The sequence below is a fragment of the Sphingopyxis sp. genome, from assembly GCF_016704835.1.
Lineage (GTDB): Bacteria > Pseudomonadota > Alphaproteobacteria > Sphingomonadales > Sphingomonadaceae > Sphingopyxis.
This window is the reverse complement of sequence record NZ_JADIZJ010000002.1, coordinates 50,668-67,836: the sequence shown is the minus strand read 5'-3', so window position 1 is coordinate 67,836 and position 17,169 is coordinate 50,668. Positions and strand designations below refer to the sequence as shown.

Annotated in this window: 19 protein-coding genes; 5 read left to right on the top strand and 14 right to left on the bottom strand. The window is 65.0% G+C overall.

All coding sequences use genetic code 11. The features are described 5' to 3' along the window. Window positions 1-603: 603 nt before the first annotated feature. Window positions 604-1,764: an IS30 family transposase gene (locus tag IPF76_RS08060; RefSeq protein ID WP_293842199.1), complete on the bottom strand. Its 1,161-nt coding sequence runs from the start codon at window positions 1,762-1,764 to the stop codon at window positions 604-606. A gap of 32 nt (window positions 1,765-1,796) precedes the next feature. On the opposite strand from IPF76_RS08060, the gene IPF76_RS08055 reads away from it, so the two are divergent. Then, window positions 1,797-2,555: an alpha/beta hydrolase gene (locus IPF76_RS08055; protein WP_293842196.1), complete on the top strand. Its 759-nt coding sequence runs from the start codon at window positions 1,797-1,799 to the stop codon at window positions 2,553-2,555. 355 nt (window positions 2,556-2,910) lie between these two features. Here the strand turns inward: IPF76_RS08055 and IPF76_RS08050 are convergent, their stop codons facing one another. The 11 genes from IPF76_RS08050 to trbB are packed head-to-tail and all read right to left on the bottom strand — an operon-like array spanning window position 2,911 to window position 12,170. Then, window positions 2,911-3,132 carry a DUF2274 domain-containing protein gene (locus IPF76_RS08050; protein ID WP_293645110.1) on the bottom strand — a complete coding sequence of 74 codons (222 nt, stop codon included), beginning with the start codon at window positions 3,130-3,132 and terminating at the stop codon, window positions 2,911-2,913. Further along, a complete protein-coding gene (locus IPF76_RS08045; RefSeq protein ID WP_231732775.1) occupies window positions 3,129-4,322 on the bottom strand; it encodes a TrbI/VirB10 family protein in 1,194 nt (397 codons plus the stop codon). The genes IPF76_RS08050 and IPF76_RS08045 overlap by 4 nt, the downstream gene beginning before the upstream one ends. Window positions 4,323-4,357: 35 nt before the next feature. Continuing rightward, window positions 4,358-5,212 (bottom strand): P-type conjugative transfer protein TrbG, encoded by an 855-nt coding sequence (trbG, locus tag IPF76_RS08040; protein ID WP_293842193.1) that lies wholly within the window; start codon window positions 5,210-5,212, stop codon window positions 4,358-4,360. Further along, window positions 5,209-5,892, bottom strand: coding sequence for a conjugal transfer protein TrbF (gene trbF, locus IPF76_RS08035; protein WP_293842190.1), 684 nt, complete (start codon window positions 5,890-5,892; stop codon window positions 5,209-5,211). Before trbF ends, trbG begins: the two co-directional genes overlap by 4 nt. Before the next feature lie 4 nt (window positions 5,893-5,896). Further along, complete coding sequence (trbL, locus tag IPF76_RS08030) at window positions 5,897-7,177, bottom strand: P-type conjugative transfer protein TrbL (protein ID WP_293842187.1); 1,281 nt, start codon at window positions 7,175-7,177, stop codon at window positions 5,897-5,899. Between the two features lie 4 nt (window positions 7,178-7,181). Then, window positions 7,182-7,424: a putative entry exclusion protein TrbK-alt gene (gene trbK-alt / locus IPF76_RS08025; protein ID WP_293842185.1), complete on the bottom strand. Its 243-nt coding sequence runs from the start codon at window positions 7,422-7,424 to the stop codon at window positions 7,182-7,184. A 1-nt stretch (window position 7,425) separates the two neighbouring features. Beyond that, window positions 7,426-8,142: a P-type conjugative transfer protein TrbJ gene (trbJ, locus tag IPF76_RS08020; RefSeq protein WP_293842183.1), complete on the bottom strand. Its 717-nt coding sequence runs from the start codon at window positions 8,140-8,142 to the stop codon at window positions 7,426-7,428. Further along, window positions 8,139-10,592 carry a conjugal transfer protein TrbE gene (gene trbE / locus IPF76_RS08015; RefSeq protein ID WP_293842180.1) on the bottom strand — a complete coding sequence of 818 codons (2,454 nt, stop codon included), beginning with the start codon at window positions 10,590-10,592 and terminating at the stop codon, window positions 8,139-8,141. Before trbE ends, trbJ begins: the two co-directional genes overlap by 4 nt. After that, entirely contained in the window at window positions 10,589-10,858 is a 270-nt protein-coding gene (locus tag IPF76_RS08010) for a VirB3 family type IV secretion system protein (RefSeq protein WP_037557583.1), read from the bottom strand. Before IPF76_RS08010 ends, trbE begins: the two co-directional genes overlap by 4 nt. Then, window positions 10,858-11,190, bottom strand: coding sequence for a TrbC/VirB2 family protein (locus IPF76_RS08005; protein WP_037557582.1), 333 nt, complete (start codon window positions 11,188-11,190; stop codon window positions 10,858-10,860). The genes IPF76_RS08010 and IPF76_RS08005 overlap by 1 nt, the downstream gene beginning before the upstream one ends. Further along, window positions 11,187-12,170, bottom strand: a complete 984-nt coding sequence (gene trbB, locus IPF76_RS08000) for a P-type conjugative transfer ATPase TrbB (protein WP_293842174.1) — start codon at window positions 12,168-12,170, stop codon at window positions 11,187-11,189. The genes IPF76_RS08005 and trbB overlap by 4 nt, the downstream gene beginning before the upstream one ends. 208 nt (window positions 12,171-12,378) lie before the next feature. On the opposite strand from trbB, the gene IPF76_RS07995 reads away from it, so the two are divergent. From IPF76_RS07995 to IPF76_RS07980, 4 genes are read left to right on the top strand one after another with little or no spacing between them, the layout of a single operon-like run. Further along, the gene (locus tag IPF76_RS07995; RefSeq protein WP_293842171.1) at window positions 12,379-12,894 is read left to right on the top strand and encodes a helix-turn-helix transcriptional regulator; all 516 of its coding nucleotides are present in this window, start codon (window positions 12,379-12,381) and stop codon (window positions 12,892-12,894) included. Window positions 12,895-12,953: 59 nt separating this feature from the next. Further along, on the top strand, window positions 12,954-13,286 hold the full coding sequence (locus IPF76_RS07990; RefSeq protein ID WP_037557580.1) for a hypothetical protein: 333 nt from the start codon (window positions 12,954-12,956) through the stop codon (window positions 13,284-13,286). A gap of 41 nt (window positions 13,287-13,327) precedes the next feature. Next, window positions 13,328-13,801 (top strand): hypothetical protein, encoded by a 474-nt coding sequence (locus tag IPF76_RS07985; RefSeq protein ID WP_037557579.1) that lies wholly within the window; start codon window positions 13,328-13,330, stop codon window positions 13,799-13,801. Continuing rightward, entirely contained in the window at window positions 13,750-14,739 is a 990-nt protein-coding gene (locus IPF76_RS07980; protein WP_293842165.1) for a JAB domain-containing protein, read from the top strand. Before IPF76_RS07985 ends, IPF76_RS07980 begins: the two co-directional genes overlap by 52 nt. On the opposite strand, the gene IPF76_RS07975 is transcribed toward IPF76_RS07980, so the two are convergent. Both IPF76_RS07975 and IPF76_RS07970 read right to left on the bottom strand, forming a co-directional pair. Further along, the gene (locus IPF76_RS07975; RefSeq protein WP_037557578.1) at window positions 14,715-15,152 is read right to left on the bottom strand and encodes a hypothetical protein; all 438 of its coding nucleotides are present in this window, start codon (window positions 15,150-15,152) and stop codon (window positions 14,715-14,717) included. The genes IPF76_RS07980 and IPF76_RS07975 overlap by 25 nt on opposite strands. Beyond that, entirely contained in the window at window positions 15,149-17,161 is a 2,013-nt protein-coding gene (locus IPF76_RS07970) for a conjugal transfer protein TraG (protein WP_293842162.1), read from the bottom strand. The genes IPF76_RS07975 and IPF76_RS07970 overlap by 4 nt, the downstream gene beginning before the upstream one ends. Window positions 17,162-17,169: the final 8 nt, after the last annotated feature.

Sequence of the window (17,169 nt, the reverse complement as noted above, 5' to 3'; positions counted from 1 at the left end):
TGCCCCCAACCACATTGCGCAACCCGATGACGAAAGTATCGCACCCTGCCTGAGACGCGAGCAGTGCTTGCCCGATCGAACTATTCAGGTTGTTCAGACAACCGCGCTGCGGCTTCAAAGGCGCGGCGCGTGTTTAGCGAGATTGATCGCCGACCCACGGCATGTCCCTAAAAAAATTGGACGCTAGCCCGAGAAATCATCCTTTGGTCACCCGGTCAATTAAGGGGTTGGATGTCGTCAGGAGAAATTTTTCCGGTGGCGATCCGAGGGAGGAAGCAGGAAAATGCGGAATGTGGGGCGGTTCGGAATTTCATTGCAGCGAAGCGTGATTCCAGCAGGCCTTTTGTGCTTTCAAGGCTTCGTTGTTGGCTGCAGCGAGGCCGAGACGCGTGATCCTGACGCTAAGGGCCCGACAAAGATGCCCGAGACGGCAAGCGTTGAGGGCAGGGAGGAGGGCGTGTGGCAACCCCAGCGGGCCATCAGCAGACGCCACCGTGGCCTGGAGCGGCGCCGAACATGGAGGATGTCAAACTTCCTCCAGAGTATAGCGAAACGGCAACGAATCCGAAACGCTTCGCCGGACGTCCGGTTACCGGGGTGGGTTCAACGGGTCGCCGCAACACGCTCCGCGAACATTTCAGCCGGTGTCTGATACATCAAGGTTTTTCTGGGGCGCTCGTTGAGCTGGCGAGCGATGGCGCTGAGTTTGGCCTGGCTGTGCAGGGAGAGATCGGTTCCCTTGGGCAGGTACTGGCGCAGCAGACGATTGGTGTTTTCGTTGGTGCCTCGCTGCCACGGGCTTTGGGGATCGCAAAAATAGACTTCGACCTCGGTAGCCAAGGTGAAGCGCTGGTGATCGGCAAGCTCCTTGCCGCGATCCCAGGTCAGCGACTGATAGAGCTCGCGAGGCAGTTTGCGCGCCTGTTTGATCAGGGCCGTGACGACGCTGGCGGTCTCCTTGTTCGCCACCTTGGCCAGGATCACGTAGCGCGACTGGCGTTCGACCAGCGTCACGATATGGCTGTTTCGCGCGCCCGAGATGAGATCGCCCTCCCAATGTCCGGGCACGGCGCGGTTCTCGACCGAAGCGGGGCGCTCGCTGATCGATATCGCATCCTTGATCTGGCCAAGCCCGTCGCGCTTCAGGCTGGCGTGGCGCGAGCGGCGAATCGTGCGCTTCGCCCGGAGATGCTCGAGCAGCTCCTTCTTCAGGACGCCGCGCGCCTGGATGAACAGGCTTTTGTAGATCGTCTCGTGTGACACGCGGTGCTGCTCTCCGTCCGGAAAGCCGCGCTTGAGCCAGCCAGCGATCTGCTCGGGTGACCAACTGCGGCGCAGCTTGCGCGATACTGTTCGGCGCAACGCGGGATAGCAAGCCAGCTTGCACGGCTTGGGCCGCAGCGCGCGGTCCCACGCTGCCTGATCCGAAACGATCCCGCGATACCGATCGCGACCGCCACCCCGCCAGACCTCCCGACTGATCGTCGAAGGCGCCCGACCAAGCTGGGTTGCGATCGCTCTGAGCGAGCGGCCGGCGACAAGACCTCTTGATATCTCCTCGCGCTCGCTCAGGCTGAGGGATCGTTCCGACCGCTTGCGCTCCGACGGACGAATGCCGCCCGACGGCGACAGCACCGAGAAAATCGACGACGACTGCCGATCAAACCGCCGCCCGATCGAACTCATCGACTCCCCGCGCTGCCACCGGTCCCAGATCTCGGATCGCTGTGCCGCCGAGTAATAAATCCGCTGACGCTGCTTCATCCCCACACTCCTTCTCCTCAAAGAATAAAGTGTTGCGACGATCCGTTGAACCCACCGGCGCCTTCAACGTCACTGTGCCCACTCTCACGGTGTTTCCCGCCCAACAACCAGGCAATGGCACAGCGATGCTGGTTTTTCCCGGCGGAGGATTCTCCAAGCTCGCGATCGATCTGGAAGGTAGTGAAGTTCGCGACTGGCTGACTTCAAGAGGCACCACTTGCGTGCTCGTCAAATACCATGTTCCCAAAAGCGGCCACCATTATGATGAAGACTGCCATTGTGCAGTGACGCCCAAGCACCTCCTTGCGTTGCAGGTCGCCCAGCGTGCGATACGCCTGGTGCGCTCGCGCGCCAGCGAGCTCAAGATCAACCCCCGCAAGATCGGTGTCATAGGCTTCTCAGCCGGAGGGTATCTGGTCGCGCAGACCAGCAATATATTCGAACCTGCTTATGAGCCGGTCGACGAAATAGACAAAGTGAGCAGCCGGCCCGATTTTGCCATCGCAATGTTCCCAGGCCACCTGTGCAGATCGGGGGGCTCGCTTGATCCTGGTATCAAAGTTACCAAGATGACCCCGCCAACATTTCTTCTTCAGGCTTGGGACGATCCCGTCGATCCGATTTGCAATAGCATAGTCTATGCGCGAGCGCTGGACGAGGCAGGTGTTCCAGCGGAAGTCCATCTCTTTGCCAAGGGAGGGCACGCCTTCGCCATGCGCCCGCTGCGTCATCCCGTTGAGCGATGGCCGACGCTCGTGGAAGATTGGCTAAAGGACACAGGAATTCTTTGAGCAAATAGGGCAAGAAATGACCCCCTCTCCCCGGAATGTTCGCTACTCAGGGGAATCGCTGGTCTTGGCCGATCGGAGATCGCCGGGTTTCTGACTGAAACTAACCGAAAGCCGACAACGGTTTGAGCTCCAGGGTATCTTTGGCGCTGCCGTACAATTATCGGTCGGCTCGCGACGCTATCCGCGCGGTGCGACCCAGAAGAGCTCTTCCTTTCAGGAAACAGAGATCTTCATCTGACGCCCGCACGGTTTCGATCGCGCGGGCGTCTTTTTTTTGGCGCACCGCCGCCAGCGGTTTGAACGAACACATATGGGTGATCACGCCTGACCGACGTGAGGATGACGCCGCAGACACTCAGCGCCGCCGCCGTTCCGTCGCAAATCCACGATCGGTCGCGATAAAGCGCTCGATCATCGGCACCGCGATCTTTTCCGGCGCCATAGGCGCCGCGAGGCCATTAGCCTTCGCATGCACCTCGGCATAGACGAGCAATTCGCGATGGAGGGATCCCGGCAATTCGATCGACAGCTTCACGGGCTTGTCGTCGGCGATGGGGCCTAGGCGCAGCTTGCTCATGGGGCCGCACCCGCCGGCGGTTCGAGTATCAGATCGCGTGTGACAAGGACCCGCAAAGCGAAGCCGGGGCGGATCGTGAGGGTTGGCGGGATGTTCATCTGACGCTCGACGAGCCGCCGTCCCGACTGGTTGACCGTATCCTGCGGCCCGTCGCGAAGCGCCCGCACGAGCGCATCATCCCCGTCCGAGCCAAGTTCGGCTCCGACGCCGAGCAACGAAGAGACGAGCGCCGCGCGCAGCATCGACCCCCAATGATGGTCGGTGCGATCGGCAATCCCCGCCATGCCCCGCGCATCGGCGCCGGGCTGACGATCGAGCCGGATCGATCGGCCACCGGGCAGGATCAACCGGTTCCAGGCCAGCAAGACGCGCTCCTGCCCCACGGATATTTCGCTGTCATAGTCGCCGATCAGCCGGGCACCCTGCGGAATGAGGAGAATGCGACCCGTCGGGCTATCGTAGACATTCTGGGTCACCTGCGCCGTGACCTGTCCGGGAAGGTCGGACCTGATCCCAGTGATCAGCGCGGCCGGAATGAGACTTCCCGCCTGAAGGATGTATGGCGAAGCAGGCGCATGAAGGCGCTCGGCACTCTCGAACGGTTCGGCGGAGCCGCCCGCGAGAAAGGCGCGCCGCGCCGCCGCCGGAGTCCGCGCGCCGCCTTCGGGTGCCGACATGGTCGCGGCGGACGGTTCGATCGATCCACGCTGCGCGTCTGCCACCGGCGCGCCCGAGGTCCCTCCTCCAAGGAATATCCGGCTCGCCGTGGCGGCCTCGCGCTCCAGCCGCGCCCGATCGCGCGCCTTGTCGGCGGGTGAGCGCCCGCCGGCGGGCGGATTTCCCATCGGCGGCACCGGGATCGTCTCGCCGTTCTGCTGCGCCGAGACGATCGGTCGCCCGAGATCGCCGGGTAGCGGCGGTCCGAGCTTCGGCACCTTGCCATAGTCGGCGGGCGCACCGGTGACGACTTCGGCGCGATTCGCTCCATCGGCCGTGTAGAGATTCTCGGCGGTCTTCGGGGCTACGGGTTGCAGCGCCCAGAGCAGAGCGCCGCCGATCGCGGTGCCGCCGGCAGCGCCGATCATCGCGAGCGCCTTGCGCGAAAGCCGCATGACCCGCGGCGTGTCGCCGCGTAGCCGAAAAGGATCGACCTCCGGGCCGGGCGCCGTGCGCTCGCCCGCTTCCGGCACGTCGGCGGGCGCCACCGCCTCGCTTGCCGGCCCGGTCACGACCGCCCCCGGCGGCGCGGCATTTCACGCTTGATCCGAACGACGCGGGCCTGCTTTCCGGCGCCCAAGCGGAGTTCGCCGCGCTCGAAAAGGCGGTCGACGATCATGTAGCGGCCCTGCACCCGGTAGTTGACAAGCTCGGCCTCGCCGCTGCCGCCGATGACGAAGAGTGGCGGCATATCGCCGGTGGCGATATCCTCACCGAATTCGATGATTAGCTGGCGCGAGTCGTCGAAGGCGCGCACGGGCCGCCACGCGGCCTTGTCGCCTGCGATGCGGTAGCGGAAGTTGAGCGCGGCGAGATCGATCGCCCCGGCAACGGGCGCCACCCTCGCCGCCTCGGCCTCGGCAAGCTGCAAGGCGATCAGCTCATCGGCGGGATAGGTCCAGGATACCGATGCCATATAGGCCGCGGCGGTCGCGCGCAGCTCGACATGATAGGTGCGCCGGTCGGTGTTGATGATGAGATTCGTGGCGATATCGGATCGGGTGGGCTTCGCCAGGATATGCACGCGCCGCCGCGCGCCGGTCCCGCTGACCGTATCGCCGATGATCCAGCGCACCGTGTCGCCCGCGGCGACCGGCCCCGGGCCGACGAGCTGTTCGCCCTCCTGGAGGACGATGTCGGTGACCTGCCCTGGCGCAGCATAGACCTGAAAGAGCGCGCCTTCGGACCAGGCATATTGCTGGATGGCGTTCCGATAGCCTTGCCGGTCGGGCTGCACGCGCGCCTCGGCGTTGGCGCGGCCGACGCGCTGGCGGGGATCGGCGGCCTCGCTCGCCGCGGCGGGCGCCGCAAGCAAGGAAAGCATGGCTGCGAGTGCGATCGGAAGCAGAGGATATCGCGTCATTGGCTGAGTTCCTTCGACCAGTTGATAGCATTGACAAACAGCCCGATCGGGTTGCGGCGAAGCGCGTCGGGCGTGCGTGGCGGCCGGATCGCGACGGTCACGATCGCCGACCAGCGCGAACGCTCGACTAGGCTGCCGTCCTGATATCGGCGCTCGCTCCAGGCGATGCGGAAGCTGTCTTTCGAAGCCCGAATGACGCTCGACACATCGACCGCGACCTGGGCCTTGCCGACCTCGGCAAAGGGATCGTTGGTGCGGGCATAGTCATTGAGCGCCTGCGCTCCGGTCGCGGTGGTAAAGTCATAAGCGCTGAGCCAGTCGGCCCGCAGCACGACCGGATCGGCGGGAATGCTGCGAACATGTTCGATGAAGCGCGCGAGATGGAACGCGACCTGCGGATCGGTCGGTTGATAATCGCCGTCGGCCGGCGCGACCGCGCGCGCTTCACCCAGCTTGTCGACCTCGACGACCCAGGGCGTGATCGTCCCGCGGGCGGACTGCCAGACCAGGCCGCCGGCAAGACCAGCGGAGATGATCAACGAGCCGAAGAAGGCGAGCCGCCAGTTCTTGGCCTGGACGCGCGCCGATCCGATCCGATCGTCCCACACTTGCGCGGCGCGCTGGTAGGGCGTGACCGGCTCAGGCGCGCGGCCATAATGATTGGTGGGTCTTTTGAACATGGGATCAGTCCTTTTCGCTGATGTTCGGCGCCGAGCCGGCCCCGTGGCTGTCGCCGCTCTTGAGCGTCTGCGCGCCGATGGTCGCGCCATGCGTCATGGTCTGGCGCCGCCGCATCGCCGCCGCCCAGGCCGGAGGCGCGCTGGCAGCTTGCGCTGGCGCCGCGCTATCGGTGGGACCGTCGCGGCCCGACGCGAAATTCGCGCGAACCCGTTCGGCCATGCTGCGAACAGGTGAAGCTGCGCCGCTGGCTGCGGTACGTGCCACATTCGCAAGTCCCCCGCCGATGGCCTTCGCTCCGCTCTTCCCGGCCGCGCCCGCCGCATAAGCTGTCGACGCGCTCCCCGCTCCGCGGGCACCGGCAGCAGCTGTGCCGCGCGCCGCCGCTGCAGCCGCGCCGGTGGCCAGGGTCGCGCCAGCCGCCCCGGCGGCAAGCGTTGCGCCTGCGGCGACTGCGGTGCCGGCGGCGGCCCCTGCTCCGAGTTGCGGACCGCCGGCGACGATCCCGTTGGCGATCGAGGGACCGAAGATGCCGAGGCCGAGCAGCGTCAGTGCGCCGAGCGCGATCGCCATGACCTGTTCGATGTCAGGCTCCGGACCGAGGCCGGCTTGCATGAAGCGGTCGAACAGGGTCACCCCGATGCCGGTGATCACCGCGAGGACGAGCACCTTGATGCCCGAGGATATGATGTGGCCAAGCACGCGTTCGGCCATGAAGGCGGTGCGGCCGAAGAAGGCGAACGGCAGCAACACGAAGCCCGCGAGCGTCACCAGCTTGAATTCCAAAATGGTAACGAAGACCTGCACCGCGAGAATGAAGAAGGCGAGGACGACGATCACCCAGGCGATCAGCAGGATCATGATCTGCACGAAGTTGGTGAAGAGACCGACCGGGCCGACGAGGTTCGCCGACGCATCGAGCAATGGCTGCGCCGCATCGATCCCGGTCGCGGCGACCACGCCCGGACGCATGAAGTCGCCGATCGCCATCGCGCCGCCGCTCGCCTTGAGGCCGAGGCCAGCGAAGCTTTCGAGCATGATGACGGCAAGCGCCTGGAAGTTGCCGATGATGAAGGCGAAGACGCCGATGTAGAGCGTCTTCTTGACGAGCCGCTGGATGATGTCCTCGTCGGTGCCCCACGCCCAGAACAGCGCGGCAATCGTCACGTCGATGACGATGAGGGTCGAGGAGAGAAAGCCGACTTCGCCCCCGAGCAGCCCGAAGCCGCTGTCGATATAAGTCGAGAAGACCGCCAGAAACTGGTCGATAACGCCGGTGTCTTCCATCGGGCTAGTCCTTCTGTCCAAAGAAATGGCGGCGCCTGGCGTCCCAGGCCGCTTCACAGTCCGCATCGGCGACCGTGACCGTGCGGCAGCGCTCGGCCACGTCGGCGGCTGCCGGGTGTGCGCCCGCCGCGGAGATCGGGGGGGCGGGCGCACGAGGCGTAGGCGGCGAAGACGCATGCAGAATTGCCAGCGTCATGAGCAGGCCGCCCAGCACCGCGACCGCCGCTATCTTCGCCGCCCGGCCCATCTCAATTGCCTTTGCGGAAGCGGCGGAAGCGCTCGCGGCCTTCGGCCTCGGCGGCGGCGCTGCGCGCCGCGTCGAGCATCTGCGCCCGGCCCTGCGCGGCGAGAGCGGCGGTGAGGTCGGAGATCTGCTGCGACTGGACGGCGAGGATCTGGTTGCCCGCCTGCGCCGCCTGCAAGGCGCCGGTCGCCGACTGGCTCGCCGAGACGAGGGTTCCGATCGACTGGCGCGTGCCGCCGATGTTGGTGACGACGCCGGCCTGCACCTTCATCGCATCCTGGAACGCGCCGACGCTGTCGTTCCAACGCGCCTCGGCATTGGCGACCATCGCCGCCTGCGGCCCCGACAAGGCTGCGCCCTTGTAGCGGGCATCGAAAGCGGTCTGGATATCGCCGACGTCATAAGCGACGCGCTGCGCCTCGCTCAGCAATTGGCGGGTGCGATCAACCTGGCCCTGCAATTCCTGCAGCGTCGAGACGGGCAGGCTTGTCAGATTGCGCGCCTCGTTCGCCAGCGACGTCGCCTGGTTTTGCAACATGGAGATCTGATTGTTGATCTGCTCGAGGGTGCGCGCGGCGGTCAGGATATTCTGCGCATAGTTACGCGGATCGTGGACGATGCCGCCGATCTGCGCCGCGGCGGGAACAGTCACTCCGCTCGCGATCAAGGTCGATCCGGCGAGCAGGGCAGCAAGCAGCACGCGGTTCTTCACATTCTTCATAAAAAGGACTCCTTCAGCTGGTCGGGGGTTTCGAGGTTCGCGAGCAGATCGGCGGCCCAATAGAGGCCGCGGTGACGCAGCCAGAATTCGGCAAAATCGGCGTGGCCGCGCGTCTCGATCAGCTCGCCGATCTTGATCTGGTCGGTCTTTGAAGAGGCAGCGGTGAAAGCGAGTGCGATGTCGCCGAGGCCGAGTTCGAACAGCCGGTTGCCGCGTCGCGACTGGCAATAATAGTCGCGCTTCGGCGTTGCGCGGCTCAATATCTCGATCTGGCGATCGTTGAGCCCGAAGCGTTCATAGACCCGCGCGATCTGAGGCTCGGCGGCGCGTTCGTTGGGCAGGAAAATGCGTGTCGGGCAGCTCTCGATGATCGCCGGCGCAATGCGCGAGCCCTCGATATCGGCGAGGCTTTGCGTCGCGAAGATCACGCTCGCATTTTTCTTGCGGAGCGTCTTCAGCCACTCGCGCAGCTGCGCCGCGAAGGCGGGGCTGTCGAGCACGAGCCAGCCTTCGTCGATGATGATCAGCGTCGGTGAGCCGTCGAGGCGGCCCTCGATGCGGTGGAACAGATAGGCGAGGACCGAGGCCGCCGACGAGGCGCCGACCAGCCCTTCGGTTTCGAGCGCCTGAACACGCGCATCGCCAAGATGCTCGGCCTCGGCGTCGAGCAGCCGTCCCCAGGGACCGCCCACGAGATAGGGCGAAAGCGCGAGCTTCAGCTCTTGCGATTGGAGCAGGACGGCAAGACCGGTCAGCGTGCGCTCGCGGATTGGCGCCGTCGCGAGCGACGTGAGCGCCGACCAGAGATGCTCCTTCGCGGCCGGATCGACGTCGACCCCTTCGCCCGCGAGCAAGGCGGCGAGCCATTCGGCTGCCCAGGCGCGCTCCGCGGCCTCGTCGATGCGCGCCAGCGGTTGCAGAGCGACCGACCCGGCGCTGCCGGCATCGTGCAGCGCCCCGCCAAGATCCTGCCAATCGCCGCCCATGGCAATCGCCGCGGCGCGGATCGAACCGCCATAATCGAAGGCGAATATCTGGTTGCCCTCGTAGCGGCGGAACTGGAGCGCCATCAGCGCGAGCAGGACGGATTTCCCGGCACCGGTCGGGCCGACCACGAGGCAATGGCCGACGTCGCCGACATGCAGCGAAAAGCGGAACGGGGTCGAGCCTTCGGTCTTGCCGTAAAGCAAGGGGGCATCACCGAAATGCTCGTCCCGCTCCGCCCCCGCCCACACCGCCGACAAGGGAATGAGATGGGCAAGATTAAGGGTGGAAATCGGGGGCTGGCGAACATTGGCATAGACATGGCCGGGGAGGCTCCCGAACCAGGCCTCGAGCGCATTGACGCCTTCCACCGTGCAGGTGAAGTCGCGGCTCTGAACGATTTTCTCGACGAGGCGCAGCTTCTCGGCCGCGAGCGCCGGATCGCGATCCCAGACGGTGATCGTCGCGGTGACATAGGCGATGCCCGCCTCGTCGGCGCCAAGCTCCTGCAGTGCCATGTCGGCGTCGGCCGCCTTGTTCGAGGCATCGCTGTCCATCAGGACAGAGGCCTCGTTGGTCATCACCTCCTTGAGGATCGCGGCGACCGACTTGCGCTTGGCGAACCATTGCCGCCGGATCTTGGTCAGCAGCTTGGTCGCGTCGGTCTTGTCGAGCATGATGGCGCGCGACGACCAGCGATAGGCGAACGCCTGGCGGTTCAATTCGTCGAGCAGGCCCGGGAAGGTGACGCTCGGGAAGCCGGTGATGGTGAGGGTGCGCAGATGATGATCGCCGAGCCGCGGCTCGAGCCCGCCGACGAGCGCTTCGTCGGCGAGCAGCGCGTCGAGATAGGCAGGCGTCTCGGGCACCCGGACGTGCTGGACCTTGGTCGAGACACAGCTGTGGAGGTAGGTTAATGTCTCGCCGTCATCCAGCCATTCGGCCTCGGGCATGAAGCCCTCGACGAGATGGAGCATGCGCCCCGTGCGATCGACGAAGCTTTTCAGCAATTCCTTGGGGTCGACGCCGGTCTTCGAGCGGCCCTCATAGAGCCAGTACTCGGCGCGCGCCGCTTCCTCTGCCGGCGGCATCCACAAGAGGGTCAGATAATAGAAGCTCTCGAAATGGGCGCCTTCCTCGCGGAACTGCTCGCGGCGTTCGACATCGACCAGCTCGGACACCGCATCGGGGAACTCGGACACCGGATAGGTCACCGCGGGCACACGCTGGGCTTCGACGAAGACTGCCCAGCCCGACCCGAGGCGCCGCAGCGCGCTGTTGAGGCGCGCGGTGACCGCCACGAGTTCGGCGGGCGTGGCGCTGTCGAGGTCGGGGCCGCGGAAGCGCGCCGTGCGCTGGAACGCGCCGTCCTTGTTCAGCACCACGCCCTCCGCCACCAGGCAGACCCAAGGGAGAAAATCGGCGAGGCGGGCGGATTTCGTGCGATATTCGGAGAGATTCATCATGAGCGCATCCAGACGGGATATTTGAGGTGACGCCGGGCGACGTCGACGAACTGCGGGTCGCGGCGGGCGGCCCAGACCGAGAGGGTGTGGCCGACCGCCCATATCGCGACGCCGACGATCCAGAGCCGGAGGCCGAGACCGACGGCGCCCGCGAGCGTGCCGTTGACGATCGCGAGGCTGCGCGGCGCCCCGCCGAGGAGGATCGGCTCGGCGAGCGCCCGGTGAACCGGAGCAAAGAAGCCCGGCACTTCCCCTTCCCGGCTCATCACACGAGCGCTCCGCCGCCGAAGGAGAAGAACGACAGGAAGAAGCTCGAGGCGGCAAAGGCGATCGACAGGCCGAACACGATCTGGACCAGCCGGCGGAACCCACCCGACGTGTCGCCGAAGGCGAGGCTGAGACCGGTCACGATGATGATGATCACCGCGACGATCTTTGCGACCGGACCCTCGATGCTCTCGAGGATCGACTGCAGCGGCGCTTCCCACGGCATCGACGAGCCGCCGGCATAGGCCGGCGCGGATACCGCAAGCGCAACGAACATCGCGGTCGAACAGAGCATGGCGCGCCGTGCGCCATGCCGAAGAGCATGGATCATCGATTTTCTCCTTCAGGGGTGATGAGCGGGGTCAGCCGATATTCGAGGTTCAGCCGGTCGAACCCGTCGATGCGGGCGAGTTCGGCGAGGCGCCGGCCCGTTCCGTCGCGGACGAGCACGGCGACCAGATTGATCGTCTCGGCGAGAAGAGCGCGCGGGACGGTGATCACGGCTTCCTGGATGAGCTGCTCCATACGGCGCAGCGCGCCAAGCGCACTCCCGGCATGGATTGTTCCGACACCGCCGGGATGACCTGTGCCCCATGCTTTCAGGAGATCCAGCGCTTCGGCGCCGCGCACCTCGCCGATCGGAATGCGGTCGGGCCGGAGGCGCAGCGAGGAGCGGACGAGATCGGACAGCGATGCGACACCGTCCTTGGTGCGCATCGCGACGAGATTGGGCGCCGCGCACTGCAGTTCGCGCGTGTCCTCGATCAACACGATCCGGTCGCGGCTGCCCGCAATTTCGGCGAGCAACGCGTTGGTCAGCGTCGTCTTGCCGGTCCCGGTGCCGCCCGCAACGAGGATGTTGAGCCGGTCGCGCACGCCGCAGCGAAGTATGTCCGCAGCCTCCGCCGACATGATGCCCGAGTTCACATAATCGCCGAGCGTGAAGACCGCGATTGCCGGTTTGCGGATCGCAAAGGTCGGCGCGGCAACGACCGGCGGCAACAATCCCTCGAAACGCTCGCCTCCTTCGGGCAGCTCGGCCGATACGCGCGGCGCGCTGCCATGCACTTCGGCGCCGACATGATGCGCGACGAGACGAATGATGCGCTCGCCATCGGCGGCGCTCAGTGTTTCACCGCTGTCCTCGATCCCTTGGCCGAGGCGGTCGACCCACAGCCGACCGTCGGGATTGAGCATGATTTCGATGACCTCGCGGTCGGCGAGCCAATCCGCGATCGCACCGCCCATCGCGGTGCGCAGCATGCGCGCGCTGCGGTGACGTGCCTCCAGCCGGATTGGTTCTGCGCCCATCGGGAACCCCGTTTCATGAGCCTTGGCGATGATGCCCGGCTCGACGGGGATGAGTAAGAGACGCAGAGAAAACCCAAATTCAACAAGGTTTTCGCGCCGTCGTACCGTCTCGTAGAAAGACAGGCCGTGGCGTAGGTCGATCCGCATCGGAACGGATAAAAATCATGGTGGAACTTGTGAAACGCCCGATTTTGACAACAGTGTAACAATGACTGATTCGGTGTCGCAGCCGTCAGAGGATGAATTGTGCTGGGCGCGGCTCACGGACAAGCAGCGCGCTTGTCTCGATCTTGTGCTTGAGCATCAGACCTCAAAGCAGATTGCGCGGCGGCTCGACATCTCGAAACAGGCCGTCGATCTCAGGCTCACGACCGCGCGCGATATTCTGGGAGCGGACAGCAGAGCCGAGGCGGCCGTCCGCTATGCGCGTCTCAAGCGGACCTATGACCGAATACCATGGGATCCGATCATACTACCGGCGCCCGCCAGATTGATGCCATCCGATTTCCCGGACGGAGAGCCGACCGCATTGGCGCTGAACGATCATGCATCGCTCGCCAAGCATCCCAATGCGGTCGACCCGCCGTTCAAGGGTCTCTGGAGGCGCGATCACGCGCGTTCGAGCAAAGTCTGGATCATGGCGGCGATGTTCGCCGGATTGATCCTGCTGACGCTGGCGGGGGTGACGATCGGTGAAACGCTCACCCGTCTGATTTCCGGCTGATCCTTTCATCCTGTCTGTCACCAATAGGCCGGAGCGATGCTTCCGGCAGAGGAGAAGTCATGTCCCAAGCACTTACAATCACGGCAGCCCGTCTGATCCGCGACGTACCCGCCGCCGAAGTCAGGATCGACGATGCACTCATCGCAGTGTCTTCGCTGATGACCAGCGTCGTCACCGCGCGGCGCGACACCGCCGGGGTGCCGGCGACCAGAGGGCAGGCAACGATCCGCCGATTGATGAAGGCGCAAATGGCGCTGGTCGATGTCAGCGGCGATATTCTGCGGGTTCATGGCGAACTCGCCGATATCGGGCGCGAGACAGCGGGTTATGACCTCCATGAATGTCCTTCGATTGCGGAAGCGGGCACGAGCGTGCGGGCGGCCGCGGCCTGACGCCGGTTGACCGGGAGCGACAGCCGTGAAAGTTTCAGGGCATGCGCATCGCCTTGTTTCTCGCTTTCTTGGCTGTTGCTGTCGGCTATGCCGCCTGGAAGGGCGGCGGGCCGGAACGGACGATGGCGGCGATCGCAGCAACGATGGTGGGCTTGGATCAATTGCTCCACCTGTTCGTTCCGCCGACCTTCGCTTCACTCGACACCGGTCATCTCGCGATCGACCTGTTTGGAGCCGCATCCACCGTCACGCTCGCGCTGTTTGCGCATCGCTTCTGGCCCATGTGCATCGCCGTCTTGCACATGGTCCCGCTCCTTGCGCACTCGAGCCGGATTCTCGACGTGGCGCTGCATCCGGCAGCCTATCTCGCGATGCAGGTGGCGACGTCCTGGCCGGTGCCGGCGATCCTCATCCTCGCAACCTGGCGCCACCAGCGTCGGCTGGCGCGCGGCGCCAACGAGCCATGCTGGCAGATCTCGTCGCGGCCATCGATCCCGAGCATTGCGAGTCCCTAGCCGAGCGACTGCTCGCGGAACATCGGACACTCGCACGCCTTTTCGCCCAGTCCCCCGAAGCGCTGGCGCGAACGCTCGGCAAGGACAGCCCGGTCGGCGCGATGCTCGTCGCCGCACGGTGCGCGACATTGGAGGCCATGCGCGAAGAGCTGAGCGGTCGCGGCATCGACCCCGACAATCCCAAATTGCTGCGTTATCTGAGGGCATCGATGGGGGCGCTTCCCGATGAGGCGCTGCGCGTGCTGTTCCTTGACTCCTCGCACCGCCTCATTGCGGATGAACAATTGCAGCGCGGAACGCTCGGCCATCTCGCAGTCTATCCCCGCACGATATTTCGGCGAGCGATCGAACTCGACGCCGCCGCGATCATTCTCGTCCATAACCATCCGAGCGGCGACCCAGCGCCCAGCCGGTTCGATATCGAGGCAACCGAACGCCTGGCTACGATCGGACAAGCGCTCGACGTTGAGGTGCTGGAACATATCATTGTCGCGCTCCGGGGGCATCGGATGATCCTCCGGGGACGACCTGCCTCCGGTCGGACGTCTTCGCCCGGCACGCTACTTCGCGACAGAATTGCCGATTGGCGGAACTCACCCGATGCCGAGTTGGCGCTCGCCAACGCGCAGCGCGTATGGCGGCGGCGCCTTCTGCGCCGACAACTTGTCGGCGCAGAAGGCCTGTTCGGCGAACCGGCTTGGGATATGCTCATCGATCTCTTCATCCATGAGGCAGCGGCGAAATCAGTATCGACCAGCTCGCTTTGTATCGCGTCGGGCCTTCCGAGAACGACGGCCCTCAGGCTGCTGCAGCGCCTTTGCGACGAGGGACTGTTGGCGCGGGAGCCGGATCGCCACGACGGAAGACGCAATTTCATCCGGATGGCCCCCGATCTCGCGCAACGCCTCCTGGCCTATTTCGCGGCGGGCGACGAATGATCGCCGTCCACGTCGCGGGACAATTCGTCACCAAGCTTCGGCCCGAGCTCCATCCGGCGGCTCAGCGAATCGACAAAGGCCTCCCACCGTTTCTTGCCAGTCACTTGCGCCGCCCGGAGTGCCGCGTCAGGGAGCGGGGGATTGTTGATCAGCCAGGAGCGGACGAACAGCGCGAAGCCTTCGTTCGACAATTCGACATGCCATTCGAGCCGGTCGAGTTGCCGCGACAGCCGATCGAGCCGCCGCGTCAGCACGGCCTCAAGTCGCTCCTCATGATCGGGAGTGAGCAAAGATGCGAGCGCGGCCTCGACGATGTCGGTGCGCGTGATGCGGCGGCTGCTCGCGCGTTCGTCGAGCTGGCGCGCCAGCACGCTATCGATCCGGAAGGTCCGCTTGACCGACGACTTCCTCATAGTTCGATCCCGTCGTCCGGATCCTGCGACGCCAGGCGGGCGCCGCGGCGCATCGCACCGTCGATCGCCTTGCGCTCGCGGACGGGGTCATCCTCTCGTTCCTCGGTTGCGAAATCGAACTCGCTGACATCCGGGCGAGCCTCAGATACGATATTCTCATGGTCGGCCATCGCCGGCTCCTGCCGGATACCGCTGTTGGCGTCGCTATCGTCCTCCTCGCCGTCGCTCGCATCGGGGATCTCATCATGAACTGCGATCTCGACCTTCCCGCCGGACAGGTCTTTCGGTCGTTCCAACGCGCTCCAGTCGTCGGGACGGCTTTCGCCGACTTGCGGCGGCGCGGGCGGCGGCAGGATCCGCGCCATCAATCGGGGGTCGGCATAGTATTTGGCCTTGCTCGCCCGGATCGGCGCGACGCCGGCGACCATGACGATTTCCTGATCGGGCGGCAGTTGCATGACCTCGCCGGGCGTCAGCAAGGCGCGGGCCGTCTCGGTCCGCGAGACCATCAGATGGCCAAGCCAGGGCGATAGCCGGTGCCCGGCATAATTTTTCATTGCGCGCATTTCGGTGGCGGTGCCGAGCGCGTCCGAGATCCGCTTGGCCGTCCGCTCGTCGTTTGTCGCGAAGCTGACTCGGACGTGACAATTGTCGAGGATGGCGTTGTTCTGGCCGTAAGCCTTCTCGATCTGATTCAAGGACTGGGCGATCAGAAACGCCTTGATCCCATAGCCGGCCATGAAGGCGAGCGCGCTCTCGAAGAAATCGAGCCGCCCCAGCGCCGGAAATTCATCGAGCATGAGAAGAAGGCGCTGCGACCGCGCACGCGGATTAAGTTCCTCGGTGAGCCGCCGCCCGATCTGATTGAGGATCAGACGAATGAGCGGCTTGGTGCGGCTGATGTCGCCGGGCGGCACGACGAGATAGAGCGAGGTCGCCGTCTCCCCCGCCACAAGGTCGGCGATGCGCCAGTCCGACCGCCGCGTCACCGCAGCGATGACGGGGTCGCGGTAAAGCCCTAGAAAGGACATGGCGGTCGAAAGGACGCCCGACCGCTCATTAGCCGACTTGTTGAGCAGATCCTGCGCCGCCGCCGCGACGACGGGATGGATACCCTTCTCGCCGAGATGTGCCGTCGACTGCATGATGCGCAGGGTCGAGGCGATACCGCGCCGCGGATCGGAGAGGAAGGCCGCGACGCCTGCGAGCGATTTATCCTCTTCGGCATAAAGAACATGCAGGATGGCTCCGACGAGAAGCGAGTGGCTCGTTTTCTCCCAATGGTTGCGCTTCTCGAGGCTGCCTTCCGGATCGACAACTACGTCGGCGACATTCTGGACGTCGCGCACCTCCCACGCGCCGCGCCGCACTTCGAGGAGAGGATTGTAAGCGGCCGACGCGATATTGGTGGGATCGAAGAGCAGGACGCGCCCATGCTGGGCCCGGAACCCCGACGTCAGCTGCCAATTCTCGCCCTTGATGTCATGCACGATGCAGCTGCCCGGCCAGGTGAGCAGCGTCGGCACGACAAGCCCGACGCCCTTGCCCGACCGTGTCGGCGCGAAGCATAGGATATGTTCGGCGCCGTCATGGCGAAGATAGCTCCGACCAAAGCGCCCCAAGATGACCCCAGCCTCGTCGAGCATGCCTGCGCGGCGGATATCGCCAGCCTCGGCCCAGCGCGCTGAACCATAGGTCTCGGCGCGCTGCCGCTCACGGGCCCTCCACACCGACATGGAAATCGCGACAATGATCGAGGCGAAGCCGCCCGACGCCGCGATCATGGCGCCGCGGTAGAAAATCGGCGGCGCATAGGCATCATAGGCAAACCACCACCAGAAGAAGGCGGGCGGCGGATAGACCGGATAGTCACCGATGCGGAACCAGGGCGCGCCGAGCGCCGGCTGAAATCCAAGCGCGCCCGCGGTCCACTGCGTTGCTGCCCAGACCGCGAAGATCACGATCGAACCGACCGCAGTAATCTGTCCCCAGAGAATCTTGTCGTTCATTGCCAAAT

Bases quoted from the DNA above. Each gene is read 5' to 3' on its own strand.
- trbE (WP_293842180.1), bottom strand. From the start codon at position 10,592: ATGATGAATCTCTCCGAATATCGCACGAAATCCGCCCGCCTCGCCGAT.
- IPF76_RS08005 (WP_037557582.1), bottom strand. From the start codon at position 11,190: ATGATCCATGCTCTTCGGCATGGCGCACGGCGCGCCATGCTCTGTTCG.
- trbL (WP_293842187.1), bottom strand. From the start codon at position 7,177: ATGGAAGACACCGGCGTTATCGACCAGTTTCTGGCGGTCTTCTCGACT.
- IPF76_RS07985 (WP_037557579.1), top strand. From the start codon at position 13,328: ATGCGCATCGCCTTGTTTCTCGCTTTCTTGGCTGTTGCTGTCGGCTAT.
- trbG (WP_293842193.1), bottom strand. From the start codon at position 5,212: ATGACGCGATATCCTCTGCTTCCGATCGCACTCGCAGCCATGCTTTCC.
- trbB (WP_293842174.1), bottom strand. From the start codon at position 12,170: ATGGGCGCAGAACCAATCCGGCTGGAGGCACGTCACCGCAGCGCGCGC.
- IPF76_RS07975 (WP_037557578.1), bottom strand. From the start codon at position 15,152: ATGAGGAAGTCGTCGGTCAAGCGGACCTTCCGGATCGATAGCGTGCTG.
- IPF76_RS07990 (WP_037557580.1), top strand. From the start codon at position 12,954: ATGTCCCAAGCACTTACAATCACGGCAGCCCGTCTGATCCGCGACGTA.
- IPF76_RS08060 (WP_293842199.1), bottom strand. From the start codon at position 1,764: ATGAAGCAGCGTCAGCGGATTTATTACTCGGCGGCACAGCGATCCGAG.
- trbK-alt (WP_293842185.1), bottom strand. From the start codon at position 7,424: ATGGGCCGGGCGGCGAAGATAGCGGCGGTCGCGGTGCTGGGCGGCCTG.
- IPF76_RS07980 (WP_293842165.1), top strand. From the start codon at position 13,750: ATGCTGGCAGATCTCGTCGCGGCCATCGATCCCGAGCATTGCGAGTCC.
- trbJ (WP_293842183.1), bottom strand. From the start codon at position 8,142: ATGAAGAATGTGAAGAACCGCGTGCTGCTTGCTGCCCTGCTCGCCGGA.
- IPF76_RS08010 (WP_037557583.1), bottom strand. From the start codon at position 10,858: ATGAGCCGGGAAGGGGAAGTGCCGGGCTTCTTTGCTCCGGTTCACCGG.
- IPF76_RS07970 (WP_293842162.1), bottom strand. From the start codon at position 17,161: ATGAACGACAAGATTCTCTGGGGACAGATTACTGCGGTCGGTTCGATC.
- IPF76_RS08050 (WP_293645110.1), bottom strand. From the start codon at position 3,132: ATGAGCAAGCTGCGCCTAGGCCCCATCGCCGACGACAAGCCCGTGAAG.
- IPF76_RS07995 (WP_293842171.1), top strand. From the start codon at position 12,379: ATGACTGATTCGGTGTCGCAGCCGTCAGAGGATGAATTGTGCTGGGCG.
- trbF (WP_293842190.1), bottom strand. From the start codon at position 5,892: ATGTTCAAAAGACCCACCAATCATTATGGCCGCGCGCCTGAGCCGGTC.